This window comes from Methylocapsa aurea (genome assembly GCF_000746085.1).
Classification (GTDB): Bacteria; Pseudomonadota; Alphaproteobacteria; order Rhizobiales; family Beijerinckiaceae; genus Methylocapsa; species Methylocapsa aurea.
Window position 1 is genome coordinate 271,698 of sequence record NZ_KN050804.1, and the last position, 17,995, is coordinate 289,692.

General features: G+C 62.0%; 16 protein-coding genes. 11 read left to right on the plus strand and 5 right to left on the minus strand.

Annotation, left to right across the window (positions count from 1 at the left end):
* Window positions 1–135 precede the first annotated feature (135 nt).
* The 7 genes from DL86_RS16455 to DL86_RS16485 all read left to right on the plus strand — a co-directional run bounded on the left by DL86_RS16455 (window position 136) and on the right by DL86_RS16485 (window position 7,056).
* Complete coding sequence (locus tag DL86_RS16455; RefSeq protein WP_051953607.1) at window positions 136–840, plus strand: response regulator transcription factor; 705 nt, start codon at window positions 136–138, stop codon at window positions 838–840.
* Between the two features lie 552 nt (window positions 841–1,392).
* On the plus strand, window positions 1,393–1,971 hold the full coding sequence (locus tag DL86_RS16465; protein WP_084572980.1) for a GNAT family N-acetyltransferase: 579 nt from the start codon (window positions 1,393–1,395) through the stop codon (window positions 1,969–1,971).
* A 280-nt stretch (window positions 1,972–2,251) separates the two neighbouring features.
* Window positions 2,252–3,631, plus strand: coding sequence for an ABC1 kinase family protein (locus tag DL86_RS16470; protein WP_036263641.1), 1,380 nt, complete (start codon window positions 2,252–2,254; stop codon window positions 3,629–3,631).
* 143 nt (window positions 3,632–3,774) lie between these two features.
* On the plus strand, window positions 3,775–3,924 hold the full coding sequence (locus tag DL86_RS19495; RefSeq protein ID WP_084572981.1) for an aa3-type cytochrome c oxidase subunit IV: 150 nt from the start codon (window positions 3,775–3,777) through the stop codon (window positions 3,922–3,924).
* Between the two features lie 102 nt (window positions 3,925–4,026).
* Window positions 4,027–5,166, plus strand: a complete 1,140-nt coding sequence (locus DL86_RS16475; protein ID WP_036263643.1) for a Re/Si-specific NAD(P)(+) transhydrogenase subunit alpha — start codon at window positions 4,027–4,029, stop codon at window positions 5,164–5,166.
* Between the two features lie 44 nt (window positions 5,167–5,210).
* On the plus strand, window positions 5,211–5,648 hold the full coding sequence (locus DL86_RS16480; RefSeq protein ID WP_036263644.1) for a proton-translocating transhydrogenase family protein: 438 nt from the start codon (window positions 5,211–5,213) through the stop codon (window positions 5,646–5,648).
* A 4-nt stretch (window positions 5,649–5,652) separates the two neighbouring features.
* Complete coding sequence (locus DL86_RS16485) at window positions 5,653–7,056, plus strand: NAD(P)(+) transhydrogenase (Re/Si-specific) subunit beta (protein WP_036263645.1); 1,404 nt, start codon at window positions 5,653–5,655, stop codon at window positions 7,054–7,056.
* A 288-nt stretch (window positions 7,057–7,344) separates the two neighbouring features.
* Here DL86_RS16485 and hisN read toward each other — a convergent pair whose 3' ends face one another.
* Window positions 7,345–8,142 carry a histidinol-phosphatase gene (hisN, locus tag DL86_RS16490; RefSeq protein WP_036263646.1) on the minus strand — a complete coding sequence of 266 codons (798 nt, stop codon included), beginning with the start codon at window positions 8,140–8,142 and terminating at the stop codon, window positions 7,345–7,347.
* 522 nt (window positions 8,143–8,664) lie between these two features.
* On the opposite strand from hisN, the gene DL86_RS19500 reads away from it, so the two are divergent.
* Entirely contained in the window at window positions 8,665–11,583 is a 2,919-nt protein-coding gene (locus DL86_RS19500; protein WP_084572982.1) for a chloride channel protein, read from the plus strand.
* Here DL86_RS19500 and DL86_RS16505 read toward each other — a convergent pair.
* The 4 genes from DL86_RS16505 to DL86_RS16520 all read right to left on the minus strand — a co-directional run bounded on the left by DL86_RS16505 (window position 11,569) and on the right by DL86_RS16520 (window position 14,893).
* Window positions 11,569–12,183, minus strand: a complete 615-nt coding sequence (locus DL86_RS16505; protein WP_245276408.1) for a nucleoside deaminase — start codon at window positions 12,181–12,183, stop codon at window positions 11,569–11,571. The two genes, DL86_RS19500 and DL86_RS16505, sit on opposite strands and share 15 nt — an antisense overlap.
* A 52-nt stretch (window positions 12,184–12,235) precedes the next feature.
* The gene (locus DL86_RS16510; RefSeq protein ID WP_036263647.1) at window positions 12,236–12,733 is read right to left on the minus strand and encodes a DUF2165 family protein; all 498 of its coding nucleotides are present in this window, start codon (window positions 12,731–12,733) and stop codon (window positions 12,236–12,238) included.
* 290 nt (window positions 12,734–13,023) lie between these two features.
* Window positions 13,024–13,887 carry a LysR family transcriptional regulator gene (locus DL86_RS16515; RefSeq protein ID WP_051953609.1) on the minus strand — a complete coding sequence of 288 codons (864 nt, stop codon included), beginning with the start codon at window positions 13,885–13,887 and terminating at the stop codon, window positions 13,024–13,026.
* Window positions 13,888–14,005: 118 nt separating this feature from the next.
* On the minus strand, window positions 14,006–14,893 hold the full coding sequence (locus DL86_RS16520) for a branched-chain amino acid aminotransferase (RefSeq protein WP_036263650.1): 888 nt from the start codon (window positions 14,891–14,893) through the stop codon (window positions 14,006–14,008).
* Between the two features lie 354 nt (window positions 14,894–15,247).
* Here DL86_RS16520 and DL86_RS16530 point away from each other — a divergent pair, with 354 nt between their 5' ends.
* Genes DL86_RS16530 through DL86_RS16540 form a run of 3 tightly spaced genes read left to right on the plus strand, consistent with a single transcriptional unit; the run spans window position 15,248 to window position 17,945 of the window.
* Window positions 15,248–15,814 (plus strand): MarR family winged helix-turn-helix transcriptional regulator, encoded by a 567-nt coding sequence (locus DL86_RS16530; RefSeq protein WP_051953611.1) that lies wholly within the window; start codon window positions 15,248–15,250, stop codon window positions 15,812–15,814.
* Window positions 15,811–16,551 carry a response regulator transcription factor gene (locus tag DL86_RS16535; protein WP_051953613.1) on the plus strand — a complete coding sequence of 247 codons (741 nt, stop codon included), beginning with the start codon at window positions 15,811–15,813 and terminating at the stop codon, window positions 16,549–16,551. The genes DL86_RS16530 and DL86_RS16535 overlap by 4 nt, the downstream gene beginning before the upstream one ends.
* A 50-nt stretch (window positions 16,552–16,601) precedes the next feature.
* Complete coding sequence (locus tag DL86_RS16540; protein ID WP_245276421.1) at window positions 16,602–17,945, plus strand: ATP-binding protein; 1,344 nt, start codon at window positions 16,602–16,604, stop codon at window positions 17,943–17,945.
* The last annotated feature ends 50 nt before the right edge of the window (window positions 17,946–17,995 follow it).

Here is a 17,995-nt window from a genome sequence, read left to right on the forward strand (position 1 = left end):
AGAGAACCGCGGGAGGACACCTTGGTTCAGGAGCCTTCGACGAGGATGGGGACTGGGCATGCCCAGGCGTTCGACGGCTTGCCCGCGGCATCTCGACGCAGGAAATCAGCTGATCTTTCACTGAACAATGATCGCATGCCTGTCAATGATAATCCGCGCGGTTTCCACCAAAATGAGGCGCCCTTCCTAGAGGGGGCCGCTCCCAATGAGCGGGTTCGAACCGTTTTTCCCGTCAATGTCGCCATCGCCGACAAGAATCCAATGGTGCTCGCCGCTCTTAAGGCGCTGCTCACTCAGGACAAGCGGTTCAATCTGGTGCTCATATCGAGCGACGGAGAGCAATTTCTAAACAATTTAGGGCGGCTTCCCGTCCCGGTCAGCCTCGGCGTCATTGGCTGGGAATTGCCGCTGATGCATGCCCGCGAAATCTTGCACGCGCTTTCAAAGCGCCCCAGCGCGCCCAAAATCGTCGTTTATAGCGGCACCAAGGATCCGGCGGCGCCAACCGAAACATGGCGGCTCGGAGGCGCTGGTTTCGTAAGCAAGCTCTCTCCCCCCGAACGGCTGCTGGAAGTATTCGCCGCCGTTGCTGGCGGAGACATGGTGTTTCCCTTCGTCGATATGCAGAAGGGCCGGATGGACCCGCTCGCAAGCCTTACCCACCGTGAGCGCGATCTTCTCGCCGCTCTTGGCGAGTCAGGGCAGAGCAACGCTCAACTGGCGCGGGAGTTCGGAGTATCCATCAATACGATCAAATTTCATTTGCGAAACCTGTTCGGCAAGCTCGATGTCCGCAATCGGACCCAGGCGATCTGTCATTATATGGAAATGAAGCGCTGAACCCTCCTCGGCTTGCGCTTAGCTCTGCGCCTTGATCGGCAACATGCCGAGGCGATTTGCCGGGCGCGCAGGGGCATCGACGCCCTTCTAACCAAGCGGGGCACCTTCAAGCGAACCGGATGCCGAGTCCCGGCGAGCAAACCCCGACAATCAGTGCCTGCGGACGCTGAGCGCGTTTTGCGAAGCAGTTGCCCAATTCGCGGCAAGACATGCAATAAAATAGCAATCTAGAGTTGCTATCTGAATCTGCGGAGGCAGAAAGCGCTTGCCGCGCTCCCCCGAAACTGAAAAATCCTCCGGCGCTCCATCCTGTCAAATAATTTACATCGTTTTTGGACAAGATTGGGCTCATCCATGCGCTATAAGGAAGCTCACAAGGGCATGATCGATTAGCCCTGAAGCGCTAGGCTCAGAAGCGCGCCGATCAGATATTTCATTCATCGATCGGGCCAAGATCGAAGAATCAGAGCCGATCCACATTGAACCCTTCGCCGTCCTAGGCTCCCCGCTCCTGGCCATGGCGCGGCATCACCACTGGCAAATGGCGACGTCATGAACCTGCAAGCAGACCCCCTCATGCCGGATCGCGAGATTGCTCTCCGGGAAGGCGCACATATCATCCTGCGCAGCGTCCGGCGCGACGATGAAGCGCGTCTCCGGGCCATGTTTGCGCAGGCCTCGCCGGAGGATATTCACTATCGCTGCTTCGGCGCGATGCATGATTTTGCCGGCCATATGGCAAAACGCCTGGCCCATCTCGACCCGAAGACGGAAGTGGCCCTGGTGGCGACGACGCTCCCCGGGCAGACGCCGGAGGAAATCCTCGGCGCCGTTCATATCGTTCAGGATCCCAACGCGCTGGATACCGCCGAATTCGACATCATGGTGCGCTCAGACCTCAAGCAGCATGGCCTCGGATATCGACTGATGACGGAAATTCTGCAATGCGCGCGCCAACGCGGCCTCGAAGCCGTCACCGGCGACATATTGCGCGATAATTTTGCGATGCTGCAAATGGCGCAAGAACTCGGCTTCAAGACGGAAATCGCGGAAGGAGCCGATGCCGTGCGGGTCAAGGTGACCCTTGCCGAGCTCCCGGCCTTTGCCGAGGCTGAATTAAGATCGTCTTGAAAACTCTTTCCTCCCAACCCAATTCAAGGCGCAGGGCTAAATGGCGGCGGCCTTTCGCGCTCATTTTAGCCTAATGCCTTCTCCCGATTAGTGGATGCCTCCGCCGACAAGCGCGCCGACGGCTTCGCCAGCGACGGCCCAGTCGCAATGCGAGCGACTCTCTCGCGGCGCGCTCCAAGCGAGATCGCGTTAGATCGTGGACGCAATCTTGGCTAACCGATAATCCCGTCCCAAATCGCACGCCGCTGGCGTCCCGCTTGATCGGATTGAGCAAGATTTCATGAAAGACGATGAAGCCAATCGCTTTTCCGCCCGCGCCGCGCGTTATGCCCGCGTCGGCGCGAATGTCGGCGGCGTTGCTGCGCGGATCGCCGGCGCCCGCCTTTTCGGCGCGCGAGGAGCCGATGCGGCGCATGCGGCGGCCTTGACGCAAGCGCTCGGCGGTCTGAAGGGACCGATGATGAAGGTCGCCCAGATGATGTCGACCATCCCCGACCTGCTGCCGCCGGAATATGTCGAGGAATTGCAGAAGCTGCAATGCGAAGCTCCTGCGATGGGCGCGGCCTTCGTTAAGCGGCGGATGCAGGCGGAGCTCGGACCAAATTGGCTCTCCCGTTTCGACGCATTCGATTATCATCCGGCGGCGGCGGCTTCGCTGGGCCAGGTGCATCGCGCGATCGCCAAGGATGGCGCGGATGTCGCCTGCAAATTGCAGTATCCCGATATGCGATCGGCCGTCGAAGCCGATCTCACCCAACTTGACGTCCTGTTCGCCCTGCACCGGCGCCTCAACCCAATCATCGACACGCGCGAAATAACCCAGGAAATCAGCGACCGCGTGCGCGAGGAGCTCGATTATGAGCGCGAAGCCAAACATGCCGCGCTCTATCAAGGCATGCTGAATAAAATCGACGCCGTCCGCGTGCCGCGCGTGCGGCAAGACCTCTCGACCGGGCGGCTGTTGACGATGGACTGGCTCGAAGGCCAAAAGCTGCTGAAATTTGTTGGCGCGGACGAAGCTTCGCGCAACCGCATCGCGGGCGCCATGTTCAAGGCTTGGTGGGTCCCCTTCAGCCAGTTTGGCGTCATCCACGGCGATCCGCACCTCGGCAATTACACCGTCTTCGGCGAGCCGAGCCAGGGTTCTGGCGGTATGGCGGCCTACGGCATCAACCTTCTCGACTATGGCTGCGTCCGGATCTTTACGGCGAAATTCGTTGGTGGCGTCGTCGATCTCTATGAAGGATTATTGCACAATGATTTCGACCGCACCTTCCACGCCTATGAGACCTGGGGATTTCACGGCCTCACCAAGGAACTCGCCGAAATTTTGAACATTTGGGCGCGCTTCATCTATGGCCCCTTGCTTGATGACCGCTTGCGCACGGTCGCCGATGGCGTCGCGCCTGGACATTATGGCCGCAAGGAAGCGTTTCGGGTGCATCAAGCGCTGAAGCGGAGAGGACCGGTTCGCGTGCCGCGCGAATTCGTGTTCATGGATCGGGCGGCGATCGGGCTTGGCGGCGCCTTTCTTCATCTCAACGCCCGGCTCAATTTTTACCGATTGTTCAATGAAGCGATCGGCAAATTCCAGGAAGACGCCCTAAACGAACGCCAAGCCGCCGCGCTCGGCGCCGCCGGCCTCAAGCGACCAGCATGAGCCCCCGCTGCACGCCGCCGCGGCGCTTTCTTGACATGCCGCCTCCGCACAAGAATTTAGCACTTTGTGTCGCCGCCCCCTTGCGTGGTAGGAGAATCATTGCGAAAGGTTGCTCAATCTAAACTCCGCTAGAGAGGCGCGCCATGGCCGAAGATCACGCTCACCCCGCGGGTCATCCCGCGATGGATTATGACGAACACGAAAAGACCTACCAGCTTTTCCTGAAGCTTATCAAATACAGCGCCATCGGCGCTATCGGTATCCTCATATTGCTGGCGTTGGTCACGATCTGACCAGGGCGCATGGGAATGCGTTCGCCGGAATCGGCCCCGCTCCGGGGCTGAGCCGGCAAGACCAATCCGGATCAGAAACTCGATGAAATTTCGGAGTTTTCTATGCGCATCGCCGTCCTCGCCGAAACCGATCCTGATGAGAGCCGCGTCGCCGCGACCGCCGAGACCGTAAAGAAATACATTGGCCTTGGCGCGGAAGTCGCCGTTGAAGCCGGGGCTGGAGAGCGATCCGGCATCGCCGACGAAGACTATGCGCAAGCGGGAGCAAAAATCGAGCCCGAAGCCGCTTCGACCGTGCGCGACGCCGATATTGTCTTGCGGGTCCGGCGGCCGCTTGCGAGCGAAATCGCCGGCGCAAAGCAAGGCGCCGCGGTCATCGCGATCATGGACCCCTATGATTATGTGTCCGAGCTGCAATCCTTGGCTGCGGAAGGCGTTTGCGCATTCGGCATGGAACTGATGCCGCGCATCACGCGCGCGCAAGCGATGGACGTCCTATCGAGCCAGGCCAATCTCGCCGGCTATCGGGCGGTCATTGACGCAGCCGCCGAATATGGTCGCGCCATCCCGATGATGACGACGGCGGCGGGCACCATTCCCCCAGCAAAAATCTTCATCATGGGCGTCGGCGTCGCCGGGTTGCAGGCGATCGCCACCGCCCGCAGGCTCGGCGCCATCGTGACGGCGACCGATGTCAGGCCAGCGACGAAAGAGCAGGTCTTGTCGCTAGGCGCGAAATTCATCGCGGTCGAGGACGAAGAATTCAAACAGGCCGAGACGGCGGCGGGCTACGCCAAGGAAATGTCGCCCGAATACAAGGCGAAACAGGCGGCGCTGACGGCCTCTCACATCGCCGCCCAGGACATCGTCATTACGACCGCGCTCATTCCCGGACGCCCGGCGCCCGTTCTCATCACGGCCGATATGGTCCATTCGATGCGGCCCGGCTCGGTCATCGTCGATCTGGCGGTCGAGCGCGGCGGCAATTGCGAATTGGCGGAGCCCGGCAAAACGATCGTCACGGAAAACTGGGTCAAGATCGTCGGCCATCTGAATCTCGCCGGCCGCCTGGCCGCGAGCGCTTCGGCGCTTTACGCCAAGAACCTTTTGGAATTCGTCGAGACCCTGATCGATCCGCAGAGCCATTCGCTTGCGATCAAATGGGATGATGAACTCGTCAAGGCGACCTTGCTCACCAAGGAAAGCGCGCTCGCGCATCCAAGCTTCCAAGCGGCGAGCTGATCCGGGGTCACTACCAACCAGAAGTCCAAGGAGGAGGGGACGAGATGGCAACCGAAATCGACCTACAAGCGCTGGAAAAGCTGAAGGCGGCGGCAACGGCTGCGCGCCAGGCGGCCGACGCCGCGCAAGCTTACGCCGATGAAATCGCCGCAAGCGCGTCGGCGCTGAGCGGCGGCGCCATCGATCCATTTGTTTTCCGGCTGGCGATCTTCGTCCTCGCCGTGTTCGTCGGCTATTACGTGGTCTGGTCGGTGACGCCCTCGCTGCACACGCCGCTGATGTCGGTCACCAATGCGATCTCCTCGGTCATCGTCGTCGGCGCCTTGCTCTCGGCAGGCGTCGATGTCGGCGCCAATGCCGATGAAGGCGCCGGGGCGGCGCGCTTCTACGGCTTCATCGCGCTCGTCCTTGCATCGGTCAATATTTTCGGCGGCTTCCTCGTCACCGAGCGGATGCTCTCCATGTTTAAGAAGAAGGGCTGAATCGATGAACGCTAGTCTTGCGGCCTTTCTCTACCTCGTTTCAGGCGTGCTCTTCATCCTGGCGTTGCGCGGCCTCTCCTCGCCGGAAACCGCGCGGCAAGGCAATCGTTACGGCGTAATCGGCATGGGCATAGCGATCGTTACGACGCTCGCCTACCAGCTGCCCGCCGGCTTCTTCGCCCTCATCCTGGTCATCCTCGGGATCGCCGCCGGCGGCGCCATTGGCGTTTGGCGCGCCCGCACCATCCAGATGACGGCGATGCCCCAACTCGTCGCGCTGTTCCACGCTTTGGTTGGTCTGGCCGCCGTTTTTGTCGCCGCCAGCGCCCTCAACGCGCCGCAGGCCTTCGGCCTCGGGACGCCAGGCGCGATGCATGCCGGAAGCCTTTTCGAAATGGCGCTCGGCGCGGCGATCGGCGCTATCACCTTCACCGGCTCGATCATCGCCTTCATGAAACTTGATGGCCGCATGTCCGGCAAGCCGATCCTGCTGCCGAGCCGCCACGCGATCAACATTGGGCTCGGCGTTCTGCTCGCCATCCTCGCCGTGGCGTTCATGGCGAGCGAATCGCATTTCGTTTTCTGGCTGATTGTCCTCGTATCCTTCGCGCTCGGCCTGCTCCTTATCATCCCGATCGGCGGCGCCGACATGCCGGTCGTGATCTCGATGCTGAATTCCTATTCGGGCTGGGCCGCGGCCGCCATCGGCTTCACTCTCGGCAATCTGGCGCTGATCATCACCGGCGCCCTTGTTGGCTCTTCCGGCGCGATCCTCTCCTATGTCATGTGCAAGGGAATGAACCGCTCCTTTATCTCCGTCATTCTCGGCGGCTTCGGTGGTGAAACCGCCGCTCCGCCGCCGAGCGGCGAGGCCGAGGCGCGCCCTGTCAAGCAAGGCTCGCCCGAAGAGGCCGCCAAAATTCTGAAAAAAGCGAAAAAAGTGATCATCGTGCCAGGCTATGGATTGGCGGTCGCTCAGGCGCAGCATGCGGTCCGCGAAATCGCCGACGTTCTCAAAAAGGATGGCGTCGACGTCAAATATGCGATTCATCCCGTCGCCGGTCGGATGCCCGGGCATATGAACGTTCTCCTCGCCGAAGCGAACGTGCCTTATGACGAAGTGTTCGAACTCAAGGAAATCAATCCCGAGTTCGCGGAAGCCGATGTCGCTCTCGTCATTGGCGCCAATGACGTCACCAACCCGGCCGCCAAGACCGATCCCACCTCGCCGATCTACGGCATGCCGATCCTCGACGTCGAAAACGCCAAGACCGTGCTCTTCGTCAAACGCGGCATGGGGTCCGGCTACGCCGGCGTCGAGAATGAATTGTTCTTCCGCAACAACACTTTGATGCTTTTCGGAGACGCCAAGAAAGTGGCCGACTCGGTTTTGCGGTCGCTGGAGTGAGACAAGACGCGGCAGGATGCGCCTCCCGCCGCAAGCAAGTCTCAGCCTGACGCTGCTCAAGCCAAGGCCCGGTTTCATGGATCTCTTTCATGGCGACATGAAAGAGATCTTTTTTATGAGCTGATATTTCTGCGCAAAGGCCGCTTCGCTCCCCAAAAGTCCGCAGCGAGCGCTTTTCAGGCCATTGTTTCGGTGCATGATCCTGTCCAAAAAGGTCCGCACCTTTGTGGGATCATCTCTCGACGCATGATCTTGTCCAAAAAGTCTGCAACTTTTTGGGATCATGCTTTACCCGCGCAGCAGCTTCAGCACCTCGTCGTGAATCCGGGGGCTGCCGCAAGCGACGATATCTCCGCCCCCGGTCGCGCTGGCGCCGTCCCAATCGGTCACGATCCCGCCGGCGCCCTCGATAATCGGCGTCAGCGGAGCGATATCATAGGTCTTGAGGCCGGATTCGATTACGCAATCCACGTGACCCGCGGCGAGCATCGCGAATGCGTAACAATCGCCGCCATAGCGCGACAGCCGCGTCTTGGCCTCGACGCGCCGGAAGGCTGCAAGCTTCGTGTCCGAATAGAGCAGCGGCGACGTCGTCATCAATGTTGCTTTGGAGAGGTTCGAACAGATCCGCGTCGCGAGCTTGCGTTCGACAATCGCATGATTGAGGCCGGGACCGCGCCAGACCGCGCCCGCGCCATCGCCGATAAACCGCTCCCTGGTGAAGGGTTGAACCATCATGCCATAGGTCGGAGCGCCATTGTGCAGGAGCCCGATCAGGCTCCCCCAGATCGGCATGCCCGCGATGAAGCTTTTTGTGCCATCGATCGGATCGAGAACCCAAACATATTCGGCATCGCTTCGAACCGAGCCGAATTCTTCGCCGATAATGCCATGGTGCGGGAAAGTTTGTTCAATCAGGCGGCGCATCGCCGCCTCGGCCGCATGGTCCGCCTCGGTGACCGGATCGAACATGCCGCCGACATTCTTATCCTCGGCGCCGAGCGCTGTGCGGAAAAAAGGGAGAATCATGTCGCCGGCAATGTCGGCGAGCTTCTCGACGAACGCGGCAAAATCCACGGCCGTCATAGGCGGGCCCTTCTCGCCGACGACAGGCGAAGACTTAGAAATCCCGCTGCATTCGTTTCTGATCTGTTCGCCCTGGATAGAAAGAAGTCACCCAGGGGCGACGCGGCAACGCTCGCGCTAGAACACAAGAAATCATATAAAAACATAGACTTAACGTTCTCTTATGCGCCTCGAAAAAAATAGGTCAGCAGGCCTTGCTTTTTGTGCGGCGCACGTGCATATTATTGCAGTGCGGCAACGTTGTTGCCGCCGATGCCCTCCTTGGGCGTTTCCTCCCTAGACTTGGGCCGCTTGTGACAACGCAAGCGGCCTCTTTCTTTTTGGGGCGGTCTTCGCCGCGCCGGCTTCTTAAAGCCCAATGCGCTCGGTTTGTCGAGGACTCTGGAACGGCGATTGACGGGCCGGCTTGAGACCGCCCGGCCTTGCAGTCGCGCCAGGAGTTCCCTACCCTCGCGGCTTAGTTGGGAGCAGGCGGCGACCTTTGCGCCGCTTCCCCTGTGCGCATCCAGACGAGGCGGCTTGATGGGTGACGCAGCGAAATCATCCCCGCCCGCCTTCTTGAGCGACGCCGCGACCAAGCTCGACCTCTTCATTGCCGAAGCCATCGCCCGCGCGATCGTCCAGCTCATCATCGAGACCTCGGACCGTTCCATCGCCATCGGCGTCCATGGCGCCTGGGGCGCCGGCAAATCGAGCATCCTCGCGATGGTCGAGGCAATTTTGGAGAGCCGGCAGGATGTTCTCTGCATCTCCTTCAATTGCTGGCTGTCGTCCGCGTCGGAGGAGGCCGGGACCGCGCTCGTTGAAAGCATCGCGGTCGGCCTTACCAACAAGCTTGGCCACCAGGCGGAGGCAGCGGAGACGGCGCAATCGGTTCAAGGCTGCATTGCGCGGCTCAAGCTGTCTAATGTGAGCTGCGGCAACGCGCCGCATGCCTCAACGCTCCCGATAGAGGGGCGCGGCCTGTCGCAGGAGATCCGTGAATTGCGCAAAGCCTTAGCCGCGCTTATCGGCGAGGCTGGGATCGCGCGGCTGGTCGTGCTTATCGACGATCTCGATTATTGCCAGCCAAAAGCCGCCGCCGAGACGCTTGAGGCCGTGCGGCTCTTAGCGGTCTTGGACAAGGTCGCCTTCATCATCGGCGCCGATGCGCAGGCGCTCGAGAATGCGGTCGGCGCCTCGTTCCCCGACGCGCCAGCGGGAGGGTCGGCCAAGCCCTATTCCCGCGCCTATCTCGAAAAGCTGTTACAGGCTTCTTTCAGGATCCCACCGCTCGGAGCGGCCGAGACCGAGGTCTATGCCGCTCTGCTGCTGCTCGGCGCGGAGCTCGGCGAGACATCCGACGCCTTCGCAAAGCTGCGCGCCCTCGGCAGGACCGCGCTCAGCCGGCCCTGGGACGCGGCGATCGACTTCGACGCCGCTCCTGGCGCAAGCATCGAGAGACGCGGCCAGATCGTCGCCATGGCGCAGGACATCGCTCCCGCGCTGGCCGCCGGAACGAAGGGAAACCCACGGCAGATCAAAAGATTCTTGAATGCGCTGACGTTGCGGCTCCGCGTGGCCGCCGAGCGCGGATATGGCGGCGCCATCGATCCGGCGCGCCTCGCCAAGCTGATGCTCGCCGAGCAATTTCTGCCGGCGAGCCTGTTCGCCTCCATAGTCGAATCCATTGCCAATTCACCTAAAGGACTCTGCCCGGAGCTGGCTTTGATCGAAGCCAGCGCTTCCGCCGGAGTGGCGTCGTCATGGACGGACCGGGATCCCGTCCTCGCCGACTGGACGAGGCGACCGGAAGTCATCCGCTGGGCCGCCATCAAGCCGGCGCTCGGCGATGTCCCGATGAAGCCCTATCTGTACTTGCTTGAGGATCGAAACGACGCTCCCGCCCCCACGCCGCCGCCTTTCGTCGAGACAGCTGCGCAGGCAAGCGTTGACCAGCCTGCCCCCATCGCCGGTTTCCGAGAGGGCGAAGGCAGTCTGCTGGCGCTCGCCATTCTTGCGCCAGTTGTTGGCGTAGCATCGGGCCTCCTTGGAGCGCTGTTCCGACTGTCGCTGGAGCAGGCGGACCATTGGCGCAATGGATTAATCGCTTGGGCGCATGGCCACAGCCTTTCCGGCTTCTTATTCCTCATCGCCACTTGCGCCGCCTCTGTCGCCTTCGCGGCCTGGCTGGTCCGCAAATACGCGCCTTATGCATCGGGGAGCGGCATCCCGCATGTCGAAGCCGTGCTGAATGGGGACCTCCCCCAGGCGCCCTTTCGTCTGATTCCGGTGAAATTCCTCGGCGGACTGTTCGCGATCGGCTCCGGGCTGGCGCTTGGCCGCGAGGGACCCAGCGTGCAGATGGGAGCGAGCATCGCCCATCTTGTCGGCAAGATCTTCCGGCGCGGCTGGCCGGACAACCGGGTGCTTTTCGCCGCCGGCGCTGGCGCGGGACTCGCCACCGCCTTCGGGGCCCCGATCGCCGGCGCGATTTTCGTGCTTGAGGAACTGGTCAAGCGATTTGAGCCCCGCATCGCGATCGCAGCGCTTGGCGCTGCCGCCGCCGCCATATCGACCGCCCGCCTGCTTCTTGGCGGCGCGCCGGACTTCAGCGTCCCAACATTGGCCTATGCCGGCGCCGAGACGCGGCCGCTCTACTTCGCCCTTGGCGCGATCGCCGGGCTTGCGGCGATCCTCTACAATCGCACCCTGCTTGGAACGATGGCGGCGGCGGAGCGATTTAGCGCATCTTCCCTGCGGCCGCGCGCGCCTCTGCTCGGCGCCCTCATCGCCGCGCTGGCATGGTTCGATTTCGCGCTCGGCGCCGCGACGGGATTGACCATCGGATTCGCCGCCCTCATTTCCAACTGGCTGCCGTCAGAAAAACGCGCGACCCCTGAAGGGCGCGCCGGAACGCCGGTTGAGCTGCGCGCGGCGCTGATCGGCGCCGCTGTCGGGATGCTGGCCTGGTTCGCGCCAGATCTCGTCGGCGGCGGCGATCAGATCACGCAGCGGACCCTCGCCGGGACAGGGATGATCGCCATCCTTCCGATGGTTTTTCTGCTCCGCCTCGGACTCGGCGCGGCATCCTATGCCGCAGGCGCGCCGGGCGGGCTATTTGCCCCCATGCTCGTCCTTGGCGCGCAACTGGGGCTGTTTTTCGGAGAAGCCTGCAAGCTCGCCTTTCCCAATCTCGATATTCAACCGGAAGGCTTCGCCATCGTCGGCATGGCGGCTCTTTTCACCGGCATCGTGCGCGCGCCCCTGACCGGAATCGTGCTTGTCTGCGAGATGACCGCGAGCGTCGCCCTGTTGTTGCCGATGCTGGGAGCGTGCTTTCTGGCAATGCTTGTTCCAACCCTGCTGCGCGATGCCCCGATCTACGATTCGCTGCGCGAACTGACTCTGCGGCGCGGCCAGCCCTCCGGCAAGAACGCCGGCAATCTAGTTGTGAAATAGCGCCAGGGCCTCGTCCGCCAAAACTCCGCCGGTGATGGCGATGTTCGCGAAGGGCGCGGCGTCCGCGACCGCCTGGCTCGACAGCATGATCTGGCCGAGCTTTGTCGCGAGTTCCTCGATCGAAGCCGCATAGACCACCCGGCCGAGGCCGCACCACAGGATGGCGCTCATGCACATGGGACAGGGTTCGCCGGAAGTATAGAGAGTCGCACCCTTGAGTTCGTCGGCTGGCCTCGATGCGACGAAGCGGCGGATCGCCACCATTTCGCCATGCGCGGTCGGATCATTGGTCGTCCTGCCCAGATTGCGGCCGGTCGAGACTACTGCGCCCTCGCGCACGATAACCGCGCCGAAGGGAAAATCCGCCAGCGCGGCCTCCGCGATGGCCAACCGCATGAAAGCCTCATCGCTCGGCAGCGGCGCCATCCGCGTCGCCCCCGCCGAGGCCTGACGCGGCGCATTCATCAGCGCGACCCCGGCAAGGCCCGCGCCGAGCAGCCGCGACAAGGCCCAGCGCCGGTCATTGCTTTGTCCATGCGGCGCATGTCCAGACCCAGGGCTCGCGGCATGTCTTGGACCGCATCGGCAGATCCCGATCATTTCATACCCCCCAACGCCACGCCCTGGCGAAATTGCATGCGCCCTCGACGCCTCACGCCAGCTCTTCATCCTTGAGCGAGATGAAAATCAGCACGCCAAGTATGGTCATGAGAACCCGGAAAGCGCTTGGCACGCCATCGGACGCTTGCGCCTGCCACATGCCGAACCATTCGCCGCCAATAGCGACAAAGCCCCCCTCATAAAGAAGGAAGCCTAGCGTCAGACCCCCGATCGCCAGGCTCTTGCCCTCGTGAAACGCCTGCGCCGGCGCCTTCAGCCGCCGCGCCATCGCAAAAGCGCCGAGGCCGATCAGTCCCGCGACGACAATCTCCGCCGCGATGATCAGGATATAGAATGCATGGTGAAGCGCCGGCGAGGTAACCGCGCGCCAGCGGATGTCGGATCCAGCGAAGATCTGGTCCATGTCGAGCACATGCGTGACAAAGGCGAAATTCGTCCAATAGTCCGACACATTGCCAAAGGCGACCAGCGCCACATAGAACGCCACGGCGCTGGCGCAGCCGATCTTGGCGAGACGAATGGCGAGCAATGCGGGACCCCCTCCCGGACATGGACGAACGCCGCCCGCATAGCACGGACTCGAGCAGCGCAGCCCGATCCTCCCTCAAAAACAGCATGAGAGCAATCACCTCGCGGCCGATCCCTCAGGGGTTTTCGAGCGAAGGAGCCCATTCGATCGCGACGCGCTCTAGTCTAGAGCATGACGCCGAAAAGTGGGAACCGGTTTTCGGACGACATCACGCTCTAACACTTTGAGGAGAGGCGGATTTAAGACTTTGGACGAGATCGCGTTGCGATTCCGTCCAAAATCATCCGGCTCTATGGCGTCCAGGCATGGCTCTCGGCGAATGTGATGAATTCCTTGAGGTCGCCATCCTCTCGTTCGGGAGACCACAAAAGGCCAATCGTCCGGACGAGCGCGAGGTCCGACACGGGCACCTGCTTGACCGCCGGCACATCAAAATGGGCGGGAAAAAGCGAGATGCCGATTCCGGAGGCGACGAGCGCCAGCGCCCTGTCGTCTTGATCGGTTTGATAGACGACGCGCAGCTTCACGCCGCGCGCAATAAGCAGATTGGTGACCTCCTGGTAGCGATCGCATCGGGTCCGCACGATGAAGGGCTCGTCGTCAAGCTCGGCGAGCTTCACGGATTGCCGATGCGCGAAGCGATGCTCTTTTGGAACGGCGAGGACATAGGGCTCCTTGAAGAGAGCCCGGCTCGCGTATTTCAATGCCTCGTCATCGAAAATCGTAAGGATCGCGTCAAGCTGCTGATCATCGAGAAATTCGAGCAATTGTTCGCAAGTCCCATCGAACACCTCGATGGCCACCCCGGAGTTGGCGCGCCGGAAAGAGCTCAAGAGCCTGGAAACGCGCCAGCTGGAGATAGATTGCAGGATTCCAAGCTTCAGATGTTGTGGCGCGGCGATTGTCTTGATTTCGGCCCTAACGCTATTGCAGGCGCATAGGATATTCTTGCCCGCCTCGAGCAAACGCATCCCGGCGGCGGTCGGGACGATCGGCGAACTCCGCCGGTCGAGCAATTTGACGTCGAGTTCCGCTTCAAGCCGGGCGATGCTGGCCGAGATCGCGGGCTGCGAGACCGCCGCGCGCTGCGCGCCTTTGGTGAAACTGCCCGTCTCGACGACGGCGACGAAATGCCTGATCTGATGGAGCTCCATGCATAATTAATATCTATTCACAGGAGCGGAACAAAGCATTTTGTTCTAGGTTGAGCGGAGGCATTGGGTCGGGGGACACGTTGCGTCCCCCGGAGTTCGCCAGGGTTGGGCGTCTCCGTCAAGCGGCTTTCTGCTTGGGCTGGACCTCGGCGGAATAATCGTCGATCAACGCGCGGGACAGGGCGCCCGGCGTGAATTTATAGGGGCCAACCTCCGAAACCGGCGTGACTTCCGCGCCGGTGCCGCAGATGAAACATTCCTCGAAGCCGGTCAGTTCTTCGGGCAAAATCCGCCGCTCTATCACTTCGACGCCGCGCCGCCGGGCGAGATCGATCACCGTGCGCCGCGTGATGCCGTCAAGGAAGCAATCGGCGATCGGCGTGTGAATCGCCCCGCCCGACGTGAAGAAAATATTGGCGCCCGTGCATTCGGCGACGCGGCCCTGCCAGTCGAGCATCATCGCATCGGCATAGCCGCGCCGTTCGGCGCGATGTTTCGAGATGGTGCAGATCATGTAGAGTCCGGCTGCCTTGGCGCGGCAGGGCGAGGTCTGCGGATCGGGACGGCGGTATTCGGCGATGTCGAGTTTGATGCCCTTCATCTTTTGCTCGATGTCGAACATGCTCGGCCAGTCCCAGACCGCGATGGCGACATGGATCGTCGAATTCTGCGCCGAAATGGCCATCATTTCGCTGCCGCGCCAGGCGATCGGCCGGACGTAGCAATTCTGAAAATTGTTCTTGTCGACGACGAGCTGCTTGATCGCGTCGAGCTCCGCGACGGAATAGGGAATCTCGAAATCGAGCAGCTCGGCCGAGGTCTTGAAACGTTCGGAATGCTCGGTCGATTTGAAGATGCGGCCGCCATAGGCCCGTTCGCCCTCGAACACGCAACTGGCGTAGTGGAGCCCGTGCGAGAGCACATGGAGCTTGGCGTCCGCCCAGGCTTTGAGAGCCCCATTCATCCAAATAAAGCCGTCGCGCTGGTCGAAAGACAAAACCGTCATGGATCGCTCCTCCTGGGCTTTCTGTTGGGGCCGCGGTCAGATCGAAGCGGGCCGAGCGGCCGGGCCCTGCTTCAAAGCCGTCTTTTTGCCCCGCCTCGACGTGACAAGGACAGGCCAATCATGACCATCCCGCAAAGGACTCTAGACCGGCGCTGGAGATTTGAAATCCCGCAAAATGCTTGCCGCCGCAAGATCCTTCCCGCAAGACTTATTCAGACCAAAACCGATTGAGGCCAAGATTGATTCAGGGCCAAGATCGATCCGGCGTTGACCGAGCGCGGCGCGGCCGCATAGACCTTGACGCCTAACAATTTTGCTGAAATATGTCAATATTGCTGACATAAGGGCCTTTGCTTGGACTCATTTCTTTCCAAAAAGGCGGACCTTCCCTGCGCCGCGCTAGCGCCGCTCGTTCCGGACGCGAACGGAACGGCCGGGGGGGAGCCTTGGTTCGATCTGATCGAACTCATGTTTTTCGCCTATCGCGATTTTGTCGGCGATGCCGATCAGCTCCTTGAGAACTTCGGCCTGGGCCGGGCGCACCATCGGGTCCTGCATTTCGTCAACCGGCGGCCGGGCCTCACAATCGCCGAATTGCTGGATATTCTGAAGATCACGAAGCAGAGCCTCAATCGCGTCCTGAAGGAATTGCTCGACACGGACTACGTCGTCTCGCATCCTGGCGCGAACGACCGGCGCCAGCGCCAATTGTTTCCAACCGCGCGCGGCAAGGCCCTGGCGCTTGACGTCGCGCGGTTGCAGTCGAAACGGTTCAGCCGCGTTTTCGCGCAACTGCCTGAGGGCGCGCGCTCGGATGCGGTCGATTTTCTTCTCGCCATAGTCGATGCCGGCGAGCGGGACAAGGTGGCGGCCATGGTCGCGTCCGACCGGACGGCCGCTCATGCGGGAACAAAAAGGTGATTTCTGGTCTGAACGCTGGGTCCGTGGTTGGCGCGCCGGCCGATGACGCAGCCCATCTTCTGATCGTCGACGACGATCGGCGCATCCGCGCCTTGCTGTCGCGCTTCCTGACCGACCAGGGCTATCGCGTCACCACCGCCGGGGACGCGGCGGAGGCCATGGCCTGCCTGAAAAGCCTGGCCTTCGATCTCATCGTCCTCGACGTCATGATGCCGGGCGAAAATGGCTTCGATTTCGCGTCGAGATTGCGAAGGGACGCATCCGAGCTTGCGCATGTTCCGATTTTGATGCTGACCGCCCGCACCGAAGCGCAAGACCGCGTGCGCGGCTTTGAGACCGGCATCGACGATTATCTCGGCAAGCCCTACGAACCGCGCGAACTTTCGCTGCGCATCGCCTCGATCCTGCGCCGCGCGCAGCCGCGCATGGCGCCAGGACCGGTCACGGTGGTGCGCTTCAGCGATTTCAGTTTCGATATCGAGCGCGCCGAATTGCGCTGCCGCGACGAGATCATCCGGTTGACCGACCGCGAGCGCGACATGCTGCGGCTTCTGGCTGAAAACGCCGGCGAGACGGTGCCGCGCGAGGCCCTGGCGGGGTCCGGCGCCGCCGGCAACGAACGCACGGTCGATGTTCAGGTCAACCGTCTCCGCCGCAAGATCGAGCGGGACCCAGCCAATCCGCTGCATCTGCAAACCGCGCGGGGCGCCGGCTATCGCTTGCTCGTCGACCGGTGAGCCAGGGCTCAAGCTGGGGTCGCGCCTTGAGCCTGTCCCGCCCCGCCGCCATCAAGCAGATCCTCTCCTGGTTGCGGGAGCTCTGGCGCAAAGGCGCGGCGATCCTGCCAAAAGGCCTCTACGCGCGCTCGGCCCTGATCGTCATCGCGCCAATGGTGATCCTCCAGGGCGTGCTCACCTATGTATTCATGGAGCGGCATTGGCAGCTGGTCACGACCCGGCTTTCAACCGTGCTGACGCAGGACATCGCGGCGCTCATCGATCTCTATGGCGCCGATCCGCAGCCAGGCAGCGCCGCCGCCCTCTCGCGGATCGCCCAGGACCGGCTGAAAATCGACGCCGATTTCCTACCCAAGAGCGCGCTGCCGCCGGCGCTGCCCAAGCCCTTCTTCTCCATTGTCGACGCCGCCCTGTCGAATGAGATCCGGCGCCAGATCGGTCGGCCATTCTGGCTGGATACGGTCGGGCGCTCGAATCTCATCGAGATTCGCATTCAGCTCGATGACGCGACCTTGCGGGTGGTCGCCAATCGCAGCGCGGCCTATGCGTCAAATTCGCATATTTTTCTGCTTTGGATGGTCGGCGCATCCTTTGTCCTGATCATCGTCGCCATCGCCTTTTTGCGCAATCAGATCAAGCCGATTCTCCTCCTTGCCGGCGCGGCGGAAGCCTTCGGCAAGGGGCGCGATCCCGATTTCCGGCCGCGCGGCGCGCGCGAGGTCCGCCAAGCTGGAAACGCCTTCATCGAGATGAAGCGGCGCATCGAACGCGCCTTCGAGCAGCGCACCGCCATGCTGAATGGCGTCAGCCATGACCTGCGCACTATCCTCACCCGGTTCAAGCTGTCGCTCGCCTTGATGGGCGAAAGCGACGAAACCCAGGATCTGCAAAAGGACGTCGAGGAGATGCAGCGGATGCTCGAGGCCTATCTCGCCTTCGCGCGGGGCGACGCCGGCGAAAGCGCCTCGCAGGTCGACATGCATGATTTTCTCGAGGATCTGCGCCTCGACGCCGAGCGCAATGGCCATGACGCGAAAATCGAATTTACCGGCGATCCGATCGTCGCGGTCCGGCCGGACGCCTTCAAGCGCTGCCTCGCCAATCTCATCGGCAATGCGCAGAGCCACGCCAAACATATTGCGATCGAAGCCAGCCGCGACCAGCGTTTTTTGACGATCCATGTCGACGACGACGGCCCCGGCATTCCGCCCAGCGCGCGCGAAGACGTGTTCCGGCCGTTTTTCCGCCTCGACGAATCGCGCAACCAGGATCTGGGCGGCACCGGCCTCGGCCTCGCGATCGCGCTCGACATCGCCCGCTCGCATGGCGGCGACATTGGCCTGACCGACAGTCCGTTGGGCGGCTTGCGGGCGACGGTCCGGGTGCCGGTGTGAGGGACGGAGCCGAAACTTCATTGAGCCAGGCGGTCCGGTTGCCAAGGCAC